We start from the raw sequence: 14355 nt of genomic DNA on the forward strand, positions 1-14355 counted from the left end.
GCCCCCGCGAACAGACCGGGCGCACTCGCCTGCTCACGATTCGTCTGGAGTCCTTATGATCGACACGCATTGCCATATCCTTCCGGGGATCGACGACGGCGCGCACAACGACGAGATCGCCGTGGCCATGGCACAGGCCGCGGTCGCGGCCGGTACCGAGCGTCTCGTCTGCACCCCGCACCACTTCAACGGGATCTACGACAATCCATCCGTGCCGGTGCGTCAGGGCTTAAGCGCGCTACAGCAGCGGCTGCATGACGCCGAGATCACTTTGCCGCTCCATCTCGGCGCGGAGCTCCATCTTGTTCCGGAGCTACCCAGCCGAGTGCTCGACGGCAGCGCGCTCACCTACAACGATCGCGGTCGCGCCGCGCTGATCGAACTGCCCAAGGTCGCCATCCCGCTCGGCACCGAGACCGTGCTCGAGCAGCTCCTGCGCCAGGGGGTGACCCCCGTGATCGCCCATCCCGAGCGCAACCTTGTGCTCGCACGCGACGAACAGCGGCTCGGTGAATGGGTCAGCTGGGGCTGTAAGGCCCAACTCACCGCACAGAGCTGCAGCGGGGAGTTCGGCGAGCGACTGCAATGGCTCTGCCGCCGTTGGATCGAACTCGGCTGGATTCATGTCATCGCCTCCGACGCCCACCGCCCAGTCGGGCGCAGCCCCGACACCCTCCGCGCGGGGCGCGCGGCCGTCGCGCGGTGGCGCGGCGAGGCGGCGGCTCATCTGCTGACGCACGACAACCCGCGGTGCTTGCTCACGGGGGACGACCTGAGCGCGCTCCCGCCACTCGCGAACCCCATCAGCTTGCCGCGACCACACAGCTGGCTCAAACTGCTGCCCTGGCGCCGCAAACACTGAACACGCGCCCCGACCGACCCAACTCAACCCAGATCAAGGGCAGCCGGACCCTGGCCATCATCGATGGTGCGTTCGGATGAGGATCAAAGGGGCGGTGTCTCGCGCGACTCACAACACCCCGGGGGCGACGGCCTGCTCATTAATCATCCCGCGGTCATCGGGGCGCTCCGCTCGAGGTCGCCAGGCCGGCACCACGCGCTCGAGCACGACCGCCGCGGCCACGTCATCCTGCGCCAGCATGGCGGCGCGCAGCTCGCTCAGGGCCTCGCTCACCAGCCCATCGACCAGGGGGGCCGCGGCATGGGCGATGTGGATGCGCGGATGGGGTGTATCCGCAAACCCTTCCGATGGGTAGAAGAGCTCTTCGTAGAGTTTCTCCCCAGGACGCAAGCCGCTGTACTCGATCGCGATGTCGCGGCCCGGCTCCCGCCCCGACAAGCGAATCATCTGCTCGGCGAGATAACGGATTTTCACCGGATCCCCCATATCCAGTACGAAGGTTTCGCCACCCCGGCCGATCACCGCCGCCTGCATGATCAACTGACAGGCCTCCGGGATCGTCATGAAAAAGCGCTCAATCTCCGGATGCGTCACCGTCACGGGGCCACCGCGTTCGATCTGCTGCTGAAAGCGCGGCACCACACTCCCCGCCGAGCCGAGCACATTCCCAAAGCGCACCGTCATGAAACGACAGTCCGAACGCGCCTGCATATCCTGGCAGATCAGTTCGGCGAAACGCTTGCTCGCGCCCATGACATTCGATGGATTCACCGCCTTATCGGTCGAGATCAGCACGAAGCGCTCGCACCCGGAGGCCGCCGCGGCCTCGGCGATCACCTGGGTACCCAGCACATTGTTGTGCAACGCGGCCTGGATCTGATCCTCAAGCAAGGGGACATGCTTGTAGGCGGCCGCATGAAACACCACATCCGGGCGCACCCGCGCGAACAAGGCCGCGACCGATGCCGCATGGGTCACATCGATCAGATGGCGGCTGAGCGCAGGTGGATGAGGGCCATCGAGCAGATCCATCTCGATGCGGTAGAGGTTGTACTCACCGTGATCGAGCAAGATCAAACGCTGGGGGTGACAGCGGCACAATTGGCGACAGAGTTCCGAGCCGATCGACCCGCCCGCGCCGCTGACCAGGACCACGCGATCGGCCAGACCGGTGCGGATTCCATCCCAGTCCAGCGTGACCGGCCGCCGGCCCAGTAGATCCTCGATCGACACCGGACGCAACTGATTGATCGCCACCTGTCCCGTCATCAGGTCGGTCAGTTGCGGCACGGTCCGGAACGGCCGATCCGCCGCCTCGCAGAGTTCGACCAACCGCTGGATCTCACGCAGCGAGGCACTCGGCGTCGCCAACAGGATGAGATCGATCCCATAGAGTTCGACCAATTCCGGAATGTCGGCGCTGGTCCCGCGAATCGGCACCCCATGCAACACCCCGCCCTGGCGACGCGGCTTGTCATCGACGATACCGACCGGAACATAGCCCGAGCGGCGATTGCGCAGCAGATCCCGCACCAGCATCTCCCCCGCGCGTCCCGCGCCCACGATCAGCACCCGCTGACCGCCGCTGAAATCCAGTCGCCGATCCTTCAACCATCGATAGAATAATCGTGGCCCCGCGAGCAGGATGATCTGGAAGATCACAAACAACACCGGCAACGACCGCGGGATGTAGGCCATGCGGTTCAAGGCGAAGAAGACGAACAACAACAGGGTCGTCCCAACCAGGACCGCGAGCGCGATCCGCACCAGATCGTTGATCGAGGCAAAACGCCAGACGCCCCGGTAGAGTCCGAACGCCCAATAGACCGAGCCCACCACCACCACCACCAGTGGCAACGCGCTGATCGCCTCCTCGATGAACTCCGGGGGCACATAGGCCAGATTGAAGCGCATCCAGTAGGCGAGACCCCAGGCTGCCGGGATCATCAGCATGTCGTGCACGAACACCAGCAGACGCGAGCGCACGCGCTGAAACCAAACCTTCATGAGGGCGCAAGGACGGCTTGCATGGGGGATCAGGAACTCACGTCGGCGACATCAAGCCGAGATCAGAGGAGACCAACTGATGATGAAGCGCGGGAACGGAGCCGTCAACCAACCGCCGCAACCCGATGCCGTGCAACGACAGGATTGAGCCGGCACCCAGGCGCGGTGCCAATGAATGACTCGACCCGTTTGACCCACCTCGCATGCCGTGATCTGATACCGACAACAGGGTTCAACTTCTGAACCAGTGACGCTCGGCCAACCGACCGCGTCCGAAGATGGCCAATACCGGCAGGGACAGATCGGGCGGTAGCGTGCCAGACACCACCACCGAGTCTGCCGCCACGGGGCCCTCGACAACCTGCGCGCCTCATGGCTCCTGGCGCTCCTTCCGTCATCACGGACCCGATCACCCTCATGAACTACTTCTTACGAAAACGAATCCTCGTCACCGGCGGCGCCGGCTTCCTCGGCAGCCATCTCTGCGAACGCCTGCTCGGCGAAGGACACGACGTCATCTGTGTCGACAACTTCTTCACCGGCACCAAGGACAATATCGCGCATCTCCTCAACAATCCCTACTTCGAGCTGATGCGCCATGATGTGACCTTCCCGCTCTATGTGGAGGTCGACGAGATCTACAACCTCGCCTGCCCAGCCTCACCGATTCACTATCAGTTCGACCCGGTGCAAACCACCAAGACCAGCGTGCATGGCGCCATCAACATGCTTGGTCTGGCCAAGCGTGTAAAAGCCAAGATCTTCCAGGCCTCCACCAGCGAGGTCTATGGCGACCCCACGACCCACCCGCAGCCCGAGCACTACTGGGGCAATGTCAATCCAATTGGCATTCGCTCCTGCTATGACGAAGGCAAGCGCTGCGCCGAAACCTTGTTCATGGACTATCGCCGTCAGCATGGCCTGCGCGTCAAGGTCGCACGCATCTTCAACACCTACGGCCCGCGCATGCACCCGAATGACGGGCGCGTGGTCTCGAACTTCATCGTTCAGGCCCTGCGGAACAAGCCGCTTACCCTCTATGGCGAGGGCACCCAAACGCGCTCATTCTGTTATGTGAGTGATCTTATCGAAGGCTTCGTCCGCCTTATGAACAGCCCAGACGACCTCGCCGGGCCGATCAACCTGGGCAACCCTGGTGAGTTCACGATGCTCGAGCTCGCGGACACCATCCGCGACCTTACCGGCTCACGCTCCCCATTCGTCCATGCCCCGCTGCCTCAGGACGATCCCAAACAGCGCCAGCCCGACATCACGCAAGCCAGGCATCATCTCGGCTGGGAGCCTAAGGTGGCGCTTCGCGATGGTCTCGCGCCGACCATCGCCTATTTCGAGCAACTGCTGGAGCGACAGGGGTAGCCAACCGCCCCCGTTTCGCAAGGTCAGTCGTTCCCAACCCGCCAGACGCAACGCTGCCCGACGCCACAAACGACCATGAGCCGCACCAAGCACCAACAGGTTCTCGTCACCGGAGGCGCCGGCTACATCGGCAGCCACGCCTGCAAGGCCTTAGCCCACGCCGGTTATACGCCGGTGACACTCGATAACCTGGTCTACGGACACCGCTGGGCCGTGCGTTGGGGGCCACTGGTCGCAGGCGACATCGCTGACCGCGCCTGCCTCGATGCCCTGATCGAACGCCATCGCCCCACCGCCGTCCTACATTTCGCCGCCTACGCCTATGTCGGCGAGTCGGTCCAGGATCCCGGCAAGTACTACCGCAACAATGTCGCCGGGACCCTGACCCTGCTCGAGGCGCTCCGCGACCACGGCATCCCGCATCTGATCTTCTCCAGCACCTGCGCCACCTATGGCGTGCCGGAGCAGATCCCAATCGACGAGCAACACCCGCAGCATCCGATCAACCCCTATGGTGCCTCCAAGCTGATGATCGAGCGCATGCTGGCCGACTTCGACACCGCGCATGGCCTGAAGTCCATCGCCTTGCGCTACTTCAACGCCGCGGGGGCCGACCCCAACGCCGAGATCGGCGAGGCCCACGACCCGGAGACCCATCTGATCCCACTCGTGCTGGATGCCGCCGCGGGCAGACGCCCAGCCATCACCATCTTCGGTGACGACTATCCGACGCCAGACGGCACCTGCATCCGCGACTACATCCATGTCACCGATCTCGCCCAGGCCCATGTCCGCGCCCTACAGGCCCTCGAACAGGGCGCGGACAGCACCCGCTACAATCTCGGCAACGGCCACGGCTTCTCGGTGCGCGAGGTCATCGACCAAGCCGCCCGCGTCACGGGCCGGCCCATCCCGGTCGAGCGCGGACCCCGCCGTCCCGGCGACCCGCCGCGCCTCATCGGCGATGCCACCCGTATCCGCCGCGACCTTGGCTGGCAGCCCCAATCCGCCGATCTCGAGACGATCCTGCACACCGCCTGGCGCTGGCACCAGCGCGCCTCATGACCCTTCACCCCGGTTATCCAGGTCGCTCGAATATCCGCTCACCGGTGCTGCCGATCGTCCTCTACAATGGTTTCAAACCCTGGGACGCGGCCCGCGATGTCGGCGCGTTGATCGCCCCCGCGCCGCCCTTCGTGCGCGAGTATTGCCCCCGTCAGGGCTATGATCTAATTGAAGAGATCCGCCTCGCCGAGCAAGACGCGTTGCCTGTCTCTATTTGTCCGCCGACCTCATTGCCACGGTGATGGACATCGCCGGTGAGGAGTGGCCACGTTGACTATCGTTAGCTGGGCCTCCCCCTGCTTGAACATGCTCGTCACCGGCGGCGCCGACACCTTGCTGCGCTGGTCCGATCGCGTCCTCACCGCCGCGACCCTGGACGCGATCCTGGCTGATTGAGCCTGAAGCAGTAGGGTTTTAGGTTAAAGGTTAAAGCTAAGGAGAAAGGTTACGGGATGGCGGAGGCATTCGAGGATCTGGAGGTGTGGAAGCGCGGGGCACGGCTGTCGGCGGATATCGACCGCGGGCTACGTGACCTCAAGGACTGGGGTTTCCGGGATCAGATCACCCGCTCAGGGCTTTCGATTCCATCCAACATTGCGGAAGGCTACGAGCGTGAATCCAACCGAGAATGCATCAACTTCCTCTCGTACGCGAAATGCGCATCCATCATGGGCCGGGGTATCGAGTGTATTTCATGCAACGTGAGCTTGAAATCGTGATTCTGTTGGCTGGCGGCGACAAATCTACGCAGCGGCAAGACATCGACGCCGCCCTACGGCTGGCAAGACAACTCAAGGAGGCTAACCAATGAGCACCCTCAAACTCCGCAAATGGGAGAGTGCCGAACACCTCAAGACCGAGGCGGACATGGCCGACTATCTCGACGCTTGCTTCCAGGAAGCTGGCCATGATGCCGCCTTCATTGCCAAGGCGCTTGGTCATATCGCTCGCGCCAGAGGGATGAGCCAACTGGCGCGCGACACTGGCCTTGATCGCGAAAGCCTCGACCAAGCCCTCTCGGGCGAAGGCAACCCCAGCTTCGCCACCATCCTCAAAGTGATCTCGGCGCTCGGAATTCAATTGCATACTCAAGACCAGCCTCACCGATCGTGAGTGCCCGTAACGCGGAATCATCCAACTCAAATTCGGCCCGCCGGACAACAGGGTGCGGCAGCGAGTCCAGACCGCCGACACCGACCCCCCGCTAAAGATCGGCGACACCGACCACGGCAACCGCGTCGGCGGCGAGCTGTGGGCCTTGCGCGATGTCAGCTTCCAGGTCCGCGAGGGCGAGGTCATCGGCCGCAACGGCGCCGGCGAGAGCACCCTGCACGGGATTCTCCCGAGTCTCTGAGTCACCCGCCACGGCACTGCCCATGACCAAGCGCAAAGCCCGCCGACGCCAACCCGAGCGCCGCAGACCGGTGCGCGAGCCCGGCCACGACGGCGGTTACAAACTGCTTTACTCCCACGTTGCCATGGTCCGCGATCTCTTGGACGGCTTCATCCCCGGTGACTGAGTCAGCCGGTTGGACCTGACCACCTTGGAGAAATGCAGCGGCAGCGACGTCAGCGACGATCTGCGCGATCGCGCCGATGACATCATCTGGCGCGTGCGCCGGGGTGATGACTGGCTGTACATCGATCTGCTGCTCGAAGTTCAATCCAGCATCGACGCCTGGATGGCGGTGCGCATCCAGACCTATGTTGGACTCCTCGACCAAGATCTGATCCGTGGCGAGCAGCTCGACGCAGCCGGCCAACTGCCCCGGGTGCTGCCGATCGTCCTCTACAATGGTCTCAAACCCTGGGACGCGGCCCGCGATGGCGACGCGTTGATCCCCCGGCGCCGCCCTTCGTGCGGGAGTAAGGCCCCCGTCAGGGCTATTTTCTGATCGAAGAGATCCGCCTCGCCGAGCAAGGCGCGTTGCCGGAGCGCAATCCCAGCGTCGCGCTGTTTCGGCTCGCAGCCAGCCGCGCGCCGGCGGACGTGTTGGGCGACCCGTGGAAACCCTGGAAACCCTCGGCGAGAATCTCCTCGACTTCACCACCGCATCGGATCTCGACGCGTGGCTGGCGCGCCGCTGACCCGGCCCTAAGCAACGGTTCAATCACAACTGATTCGTCTTATCCCCTTGACCCAAGCCGCCACTCATGATGCAGTGCAGCTGGGTGGTTCAGGCTCTGAACAGACAGCCGCCCAATCCGACAACCCGCCCACCAGAGTGCCGATGCCGGCATCACCAGGTAGGGCGGTAGCGTGTCCGAGACGCCTCCGCAAGCCGCGCCCACGCACACCAAGCTCCGGCGCACGCCGCCAAACCGCCCTTACATCGGCGCCCCTGCCCCACGCCCCACGCCCGACGGCGACCGCCGCGCGCGACCTGGCGCCCTGCCACACCGACCGCCATGACCGAAGACCTCCACTACCGCGTCCTCAAACACCTCGAGGCGCACCCCGACGCCACCCAGCGCGACCTGGCCAAAGCGCTCGGCATCAGCCTCGGCAGCACCAACTTCTGCGTGCGCGCACTCATCAACCAGGGTTGGGTGAAGGTCCAGAATTTCCGCCGCAGCGACAACAAGCTCGCCTACGCCTACCTGCTCACGCCCCAGGGCATCGAGGCCAAGGCCCGCATCACCGCGCGCTTCCTTAAACGCAAACGCGCCGAGTTCGAAGCCCTTAAGGTCGAGATCGCCCAGCTCGATGCGGAGGTTCGTGGCGGCTACGAACGCAAGGAGCCGGCGGATCCGGTTTGATCAGACCCGATCAGGTTCAGGCCCGCGCTCCATGCAAGCGCGCCTGCTGTCGGGCAGACTGCTGTCCAACCCTAGACCGCGACCAATTGCATACCCATGACAGACCAGTCCTCTACTAGGCTCCCAGAGACGGTGTACACGCCGGACTCATCCGTCGCCAAGCCGCGCGAGATGCTGCGCGACATGTTTCGCGACCTTGCCCGGAGCGGCGACCTCGCCTGGCGGCTCGCGGTGCGCGACATTCAGGCCCAATATCGCCAGAATGTTCTCGGCATCCTCTGGGCCTTCATCACCCCGCTCTTTACCACCCTGACCTGGATTTTTCTGCAAGGCTCCGGAATCGTCGCCGTGGGCGCCACCGACATCCCCTATCCGGTCTATGTCTTCACTGGCACCATGCTCTGGGCAATCTTCACCGATGCCATGAACGCCCCGATGAATCAGACCCAATCCGCGTCGGGTCTCTTGGCGAAGTTCAACTTCCCACGCGAGGCCCTGATCGTCTCCGGCATCTATAAGATCCTCTTTAATGCCGGCATTAAGATCCTGCTGATGCTCGGCGCACTCGTCATCATCGGCATCTATCCGGGCTGGCACCTCCTGATATTCCCCTTGGGTATCGTCTCGTTGATCCTCGTCGGCACCGCGCTTGGTTTGCTGGTCACCCCGATCGGGATGCTCTACAAGGACGTCGGCCGCGTGATCCCACTAGGGCTGCAATTTCTCATGTACCTCACCCCAGTGGTCTTCGCCATGCCGAAGGACGGCTGGGTCGCCACGCTCTTCCAGATCAACCCGTTGACCCCGCTCATCCTCAACGCCCGCAACTGGCTCACCGGTTTCCCGCCCGAGCAGATGACCTATTTCGTCATCGTCAACCTGCTGGCCGTGCTGATGCTGCTGATCGCCTGGGGCGCCTACCGCCTCGTCATGCCCATCCTCATCGAGCGCACAGGCGCCTGATCCTATGTCCGACGACATCCTCATCGACGTTCAAGGCGTCTCCAAAAAATTCTGCCGTGACCTGAAGAAATCTCTTTGGTATGGCCTGCAAGACCTCGGTAACGAGCTGCGCGGACATCGCCACGGCAGTAGTGGTCAACTGCGCCCCGAAGAGTTCTGGGCGATCCGTGACATCAGCTTCCAGGTTAAACGCGGCGAGTGTCTCGGACTCATCGGGCGCAACGGCGCCGGTAAGAGCACGCTTCTCAAGATCCTCAACGGTCTGCTCAAACCGGACGAAGGCCGCATCCGCCTGCGCGGGCGTATTGGTGCTCTCATCGAGCTCGGCGGGGGCTTCAATCCCATCCTCTCAGGGCGAGAGAACATCTACATCGGCGGATCCGTCTTCGGGTTCTCGCGTGCCGAAATCGACAAGAAACTGGACGAGATCATCGATTTCTCCGAGCTGGAAGAGTTCATCGACATGCCGGTCCGGAATTACAGTTCCGGAATGAAGGTGCGGCTAGGCTTCTCGGTTGCGGTGCATCTCGATCCGGATATCCTGTTCTTAGACGAGGTCTTAGCGGTAGGCGACGCGGGGTTCAAACTCAAATCGTATGGAAAGATGACTGAACTGCTCAACCGATGTGCAGTTGTTTTTGTAAGCCATTCGATGCCAACCATCGCTCGAGCGTCGAACCGTATTATCCTAATGAAAGATGGTACAGATGCATACTATGGCGATGACATTTCATACGGCATTGAACAATATCTAGATCTATTCGATGGCGAGGTTTCTGAGAATGCTTTCTCAGATGGAGTGCAAATTCATGACATCCGCCTGAATGTAGATTACACGCAACAAGTATCGGGACAAACGGCAGTTGTCAACTATTTAGAGGATTTGATTTTTCTAATAAATTTAGATATAGATATAAAGCATGAATTCTTCGATATTCAGATCTGGATTACGGATAAAGATATGAAGAATGTCGCGAATTATTCATCAGGAACATTTGGCAATACATTGCGTAATACAGGTGACACAATGTCTGTAAAAATTAGATGGCCGGAATGCTGTCTAACAAACGGAGAATATTCAACAACAGTCATTATCTCAAAACCCATCGAGATCAAAAACGGTAGTCGCGCTCGTGAAGATCGAATCGCCGTCTACCAGCACATTCTGAAGTTCAAAGTGAGAGGTTTCAAAGGACTGCAATGGGCGCCATTTCACTTCCAAGGCCAGATCGAATTGCATAAGCGCTTAGAAGACTGCCAATCGACATAAACGTCAATGAAAATCCAATGACTGTTTTCAGAAAGTTCTACAATATGTTTTACTTTAAAATCAACTGAACAACACGACAAACCAAACATCCATGCTAGCTGACGAACCTACACTCCAAAAAATCAACGACTTCTTATGGTATGGGTATCTACCGATAAAGTCTGATACTCTCATTGAGAAGGTTTTTGACGACCGAGACTATTGTATCTCTTACAAAAAACGCCTATCGGAAAAAACGCCAGATCAACTCGTTAAGGAAGGCGCGGAAATTTTACAACGCGCCTTCGATAGACACCTGGCCTCAGTCAAAGGCGAGCAAGTCATCCCGTTGAGCGGAGGTTTAGATAGTCGGCTGATACTGGCACATCTGTTAGAGGCTGGGTTAAAAAAAGAGATTGTTGCGGTAACTTTTGGAACACCTGGCACACTAGATTACGAAATCCCGAAAAAAGTTGCTCGCGTAGCCGGTGTCTCACATCACTCTTACGATCTAACTAAGATACCCATTTCTGAATCTAATCTGATAAACACGGCAAAAAAGCGAAAAGTTTGGATCGAATTAGTAACCGTATTTTACCTTGATGAATTTAAGATGAATTTTGATAACTCGCCAGCTATCTGGATCGGGTTTCTAGGCGACCCTATAGGAGGTTCACACTACAAAGCCGGTTATCAGACACTCGACTGGGGGAGGGCAAAACAAGAGTTTGTCCGCTTTAACCGTTGGTGCAGCGCCCTACATCCCTCGTTATGCCAGAATGGCTATATACCAAGCAACTCCTTGCCAACACTTTCCATTATCGATAACCCTGATTTAATATCTTATCCAGATCAACTTGATTTCGGCATTCGGCAGGGCACCTGGCTCAAGGCCGCATTGGATTGCAGTGCACCTAACGTTATTACACCTTTTTTGGATTTCGATTGGATCAGATTTATGCTTCTTGTCCCAGAGCCTTATAGAGTCAACAGTAATCTATATCACAAAATTATGCTTTTTAGATTTCCGAAACTATTTGGAATCGAGACGAAAAGTATAAGCACAGGCTACCTAAAGAAGTCTGCAAGCGAAAACGTACTCGTTCGTTTGGTGACGCGGCTTCATAGAAAATCATCGCTATTCTCGTATTGAGTTGATAACTAAAAGTGAAAAGCGGAGCTTCTAGTGAATTTGCCTGGATTCCATACCTATATTTCGGCTATCTGCCACCGGATATTGCAGGGTTTCCGTTCGAGTCTCCTAATGAGAGAGAAGTAGTTTCTCGAAACTTATACGGAGCGGCGAAGGTTGTCGGAGAACGATTAGATGCTGTGATACTTCACCAGCTTGAGCCCAACAGTCTTCATGTCATTCCCTTGTCAGGTGGTCTCGACAGCCGTGCCATGCTCGCCGTGGCACTTGATGCCGGTGTTGAAGTTCATGCGGTAACGTTCGGAACTCCAGGTACCTATGATTTTGAGTTCGGCTCTGGTGTCGCGCGTCAAGTAGGAATAAGACACACTGCAATGGATCTTCGCACGCTCGCACCGGATACTGAAGCGCTTGTAGCCGCAGTGCGAGCGGGTGGCCGGTGGACTTATACCTTTGACGCCTACTACAATCGGCTCATCACGAATGAGTTCGGCGCCGGAACGGTTGTTCTTAGCGGGTTTCTCGGGGAAACTGTCGCCGGCGCTCATTACCCGGGTGACATCACGTCGGCAGAGGATGCATTCGTTGCGTTTGTCGGGCATGAGCGATTCACTTCACGACGTTCCTTAGTACCGAGTAATTATAATCCAGAGAACTCACTGGAACAGTATAGATCGATCGCCCGGATACCGGGCATTTCGCTTTACGAAACAATTGATTTTGCGGTACGGCAAAGGGGTGCTATTCGTCCGATCGTTGTAGACGATCGATTCGACGTTAGGACACCGTTTGCAGATCCACGTTGGCTCAGTCTCATGTTTTCTGCACCGACGGAATGGCGGCAAAAGAGTTTATTGTATGAGGAGGCGTTGCGTCTAAAGTGGCCGCGCTTGTTTCGTTTGCCGACGAAGAATCACAAAGGCAGCGGTTTAGTGGCACCTTGGGAGCGCCGTGTAACGCATCTTATAGAACGGTTCGGTAGGCGGTTGAGGTGCAATACTCGACCGTCGTCTAAAGTGACGGCCCCAGCCCCGATGCTGAACTATATTGATTTCCGTGAAGGATTCGCTTCGCAGTCGCCTCTACGCGCTTTGGCGCGCGAGAATTTGGCGGATCTCAAAGCCCGAGGTGTGATCACTTGGCTCGACCCGGAACAAGTTCTTGCGGAACATGGAGTCTCCGGGGTGGATAACAGTCGCGAAATTCAAGTGCTCGTAGGATTGGAGATTAATTTGAAGGCGTCTTGAATATGGCGTCGGCGAACTCTCCGCGGCGAGTCTCCTGTCTCGATTCTTGTTGGGCGGCAATGGCCAAATTCGCTCCAGTCGAGGAAGTGGAATAAACTGGGACGGTGCGGCCTGGCAAGGCCGCGTGTTCTAGCGGGAGGAACTCCCGCCCGGGTAATCGCTAGCCACGAGCCCGGTATCGAGCCTTGCGGCACGACTGGTAACAGGCGCGTGAATGAATCAAATAGGGACGGACCACGTTTAATCGATGGCATCGAAACCGGCGACAGACCATGGTTTCCTGCAGGATGTCGATACCGAGGACTGGCGGCGGGCGGAGTGGATGTTCGGTGCGACGCAGGCGTGACCTGACCGCGAAGACGCCGCCGATTCACTCGGCAGTCGCGATCACGACCGTCACACTCGGGCGCCTCGGCACACGCAGTTTCAACGGCAACAAGACCATCATCACCGGCGGAGGCGGGGCCATCCTCACAGACGACACCGACCTCGCACGACGAGCGAAGCACCTGACCACTACCGCCAAGGGCCGCTCCGCTGGGCCTACGAGCAGGTCAGGGTCGGCTTCAACGAACGGATGCCCAACACAACGCCGCGCTTGGTTGCGCCCAACTGGCGCACTTGCCTGCATTCCTGGCCTCAAAACGTCGGCTCTACGAACGCTACCGCGCCTGGCGCCGATGCTGCCCGCATGTGAACGGCATCTCCAAGCACCACGGGAGGCGACGGGGCGTTGCCTCCTACCGCATCGAGCCCTCGGCTCACCGCTGCAGATGGAGCTGGCCAAGGCAGCAGCTGTCTCGACAAGTTCTGGCACGCACTTTCGTCCCTTTTCAGGGCTTCGGTGTCGGTGCCGGAAGGTCCGGAAGACGCTGCTGGCACTGGGCTACACGCCTTCTGAGCGCCCTGACCGACGACGGTGGCGTGCGCTCCGCGCCCGCAGCCGACGCCCTTGATCTCGGTATCGTCGGCCTTTTTGGAGACCTCAGGAACATGACGCGAAAATCCTTTCCGTCCGCAAAACAGATCAACGGCAATGCGCCCAAGTACGAATCCTACAAAGAAGCATGGGCCCGCATCCGCCAAGCCCAAGAGTCGGGGTTTTATCTCGAAGCCATCGTCATCGAAGAAAGCATCATTGCCGATCGGTTGACATCCTACCTCTCGGCTGTTGGCCTGTTGCCGAACAAGCATTACCCGGGACTGTTCGACCTCGTGAAGGCATGGAAAGCGGATCAGGTCCAAGCCGTCGATAAGTCCCACGGGGACTTGAAGGCGGCAATCGGCGATGAATGGCGCGCTTCCCGCAATCGTGCAGTGCACGCGATCGTGAAGTCGGCACCCGGTACGGCAACGCCGCCGGTGGAGGACTTTCTAGCCGAGGCCCAGGCAGCGGCCGAGCTTGGTGCGACCTTAGCGCGCGCAGTCGACCGCTGGCATCGCGCGCAGTTGAAGGCGGGCTGATCGCCACGCCTGTTACTCTTTAGGGCGTCGGTTACAAGCCCGGCCGGTAGGGTGGACGAGCCAAATAAACAGGGATGGACCCTGAGGTATCCCCACAAATCCGCCCCCGGTCGCTCACTCGGCGAGCAGCCCATCATGGTCACTCGAGACCCATTGAGCCGGCGGCCCGATGGCGTCGATGAGCTCGGCAATGGTCGTGCGGTAGCCC

20 protein-coding genes are annotated in these 14355 nt (G+C 59.5%); 19 read left to right on the forward strand and 1 reads right to left on the reverse strand.

Annotated features, from left to right (window positions below):
- The first annotated feature begins 55 nt into the window (after positions 1-55).
- Positions 56-862, forward strand: a complete 807-nt coding sequence (locus CKO25_RS18765) for a tyrosine-protein phosphatase (RefSeq protein ID WP_200389486.1) — start codon at positions 56-58, stop codon at positions 860-862.
- Between the two features lie 108 nt (positions 863-970).
- Here CKO25_RS18765 and CKO25_RS18770 read toward each other — a convergent pair whose 3' ends face one another.
- Complete coding sequence (locus CKO25_RS18770; RefSeq protein WP_200389487.1) at positions 971-2869, reverse strand: nucleoside-diphosphate sugar epimerase/dehydratase; 1899 nt, start codon at positions 2867-2869, stop codon at positions 971-973.
- A 417-nt stretch (positions 2870-3286) separates the two neighbouring features.
- Between CKO25_RS18770 and CKO25_RS18775 the strand changes: the two genes are divergently transcribed.
- The 18 genes from CKO25_RS18775 to CKO25_RS21375 all read left to right on the forward strand — a co-directional run bounded on the left by CKO25_RS18775 (position 3287) and on the right by CKO25_RS21375 (position 14147).
- Positions 3287-4246, forward strand: a complete 960-nt coding sequence (locus CKO25_RS18775) for a UDP-glucuronic acid decarboxylase family protein (RefSeq protein WP_200389488.1) — start codon at positions 3287-3289, stop codon at positions 4244-4246.
- Positions 4247-4321: 75 nt separating this feature from the next.
- Positions 4322-5311 (forward strand): UDP-glucose 4-epimerase GalE, encoded by a 990-nt coding sequence (gene galE / locus CKO25_RS18780; RefSeq protein ID WP_200389489.1) that lies wholly within the window; start codon positions 4322-4324, stop codon positions 5309-5311.
- Positions 5308-5553 (forward strand): hypothetical protein, encoded by a 246-nt coding sequence (locus CKO25_RS18785; RefSeq protein ID WP_200389490.1) that lies wholly within the window; start codon positions 5308-5310, stop codon positions 5551-5553. Before galE ends, CKO25_RS18785 begins: the two co-directional genes overlap by 4 nt.
- 28 nt (positions 5554-5581) lie before the next feature.
- Entirely contained in the window at positions 5582-5707 is a 126-nt protein-coding gene (locus CKO25_RS21695) for a hypothetical protein (protein WP_276569058.1), read from the forward strand.
- Between the two features lie 56 nt (positions 5708-5763).
- Entirely contained in the window at positions 5764-6030 is a 267-nt protein-coding gene (locus CKO25_RS18790; protein WP_200389491.1) for a four helix bundle protein, read from the forward strand.
- Entirely contained in the window at positions 6006-6122 is a 117-nt protein-coding gene (locus tag CKO25_RS21360; protein ID WP_242467741.1) for a type II toxin-antitoxin system RelE/ParE family toxin, read from the forward strand. The genes CKO25_RS18790 and CKO25_RS21360 overlap by 25 nt, the downstream gene beginning before the upstream one ends.
- The gene (locus CKO25_RS18800; RefSeq protein WP_200389493.1) at positions 6119-6424 is read left to right on the forward strand and encodes an addiction module antidote protein; all 306 of its coding nucleotides are present in this window, start codon (positions 6119-6121) and stop codon (positions 6422-6424) included. Before CKO25_RS21360 ends, CKO25_RS18800 begins: the two co-directional genes overlap by 4 nt.
- 52 nt (positions 6425-6476) lie before the next feature.
- The gene (locus tag CKO25_RS18805; protein ID WP_200389494.1) at positions 6477-6665 is read left to right on the forward strand and encodes a hypothetical protein; all 189 of its coding nucleotides are present in this window, start codon (positions 6477-6479) and stop codon (positions 6663-6665) included.
- A gap of 22 nt (positions 6666-6687) precedes the next feature.
- Positions 6688-6831, forward strand: a complete 144-nt coding sequence (locus CKO25_RS21365) for a hypothetical protein (RefSeq protein WP_242467742.1) — start codon at positions 6688-6690, stop codon at positions 6829-6831.
- Positions 6832-6840: 9 nt separating this feature from the next.
- Positions 6841-7206 carry an Rpn family recombination-promoting nuclease/putative transposase gene (locus CKO25_RS18810; RefSeq protein WP_242467743.1) on the forward strand — a complete coding sequence of 122 codons (366 nt, stop codon included), beginning with the start codon at positions 6841-6843 and terminating at the stop codon, positions 7204-7206.
- 109 nt (positions 7207-7315) lie between these two features.
- Positions 7316-7399, forward strand: a complete 84-nt coding sequence (locus tag CKO25_RS22025) for a DUF4351 domain-containing protein (protein WP_200389501.1) — start codon at positions 7316-7318, stop codon at positions 7397-7399.
- A gap of 321 nt (positions 7400-7720) precedes the next feature.
- Positions 7721-8071 (forward strand): MarR family EPS-associated transcriptional regulator, encoded by a 351-nt coding sequence (locus CKO25_RS18820; RefSeq protein ID WP_200389495.1) that lies wholly within the window; start codon positions 7721-7723, stop codon positions 8069-8071.
- A 132-nt stretch (positions 8072-8203) separates the two neighbouring features.
- Entirely contained in the window at positions 8204-9034 is an 831-nt protein-coding gene (locus CKO25_RS18825; protein WP_338115177.1) for an ABC transporter permease, read from the forward strand.
- Between the two features lie 4 nt (positions 9035-9038).
- Positions 9039-10304 carry an ABC transporter ATP-binding protein gene (locus CKO25_RS18830; protein ID WP_200389497.1) on the forward strand — a complete coding sequence of 422 codons (1266 nt, stop codon included), beginning with the start codon at positions 9039-9041 and terminating at the stop codon, positions 10302-10304.
- 91 nt (positions 10305-10395) lie between these two features.
- Complete coding sequence (locus CKO25_RS18835; RefSeq protein ID WP_200389498.1) at positions 10396-11436, forward strand: asparagine synthase-related protein; 1041 nt, start codon at positions 10396-10398, stop codon at positions 11434-11436.
- A gap of 14 nt (positions 11437-11450) precedes the next feature.
- A complete protein-coding gene (locus CKO25_RS18840; RefSeq protein WP_200389499.1) occupies positions 11451-12683 on the forward strand; it encodes an asparagine synthase-related protein in 1233 nt (410 codons plus the stop codon).
- A 329-nt stretch (positions 12684-13012) separates the two neighbouring features.
- Complete coding sequence (locus tag CKO25_RS21370; RefSeq protein ID WP_338115178.1) at positions 13013-13639, forward strand: DegT/DnrJ/EryC1/StrS family aminotransferase; 627 nt, start codon at positions 13013-13015, stop codon at positions 13637-13639.
- Positions 13608-14147 (forward strand): hypothetical protein, encoded by a 540-nt coding sequence (locus tag CKO25_RS21375; protein WP_242467744.1) that lies wholly within the window; start codon positions 13608-13610, stop codon positions 14145-14147. The genes CKO25_RS21370 and CKO25_RS21375 overlap by 32 nt, the downstream gene beginning before the upstream one ends.
- Positions 14148-14355: the final 208 nt, after the last annotated feature.

This window comes from Thiocapsa imhoffii (assembly GCF_016583985.1).
Classification (GTDB): Bacteria; Pseudomonadota; Gammaproteobacteria; order Chromatiales; family Chromatiaceae; genus Thiocapsa; species Thiocapsa imhoffii.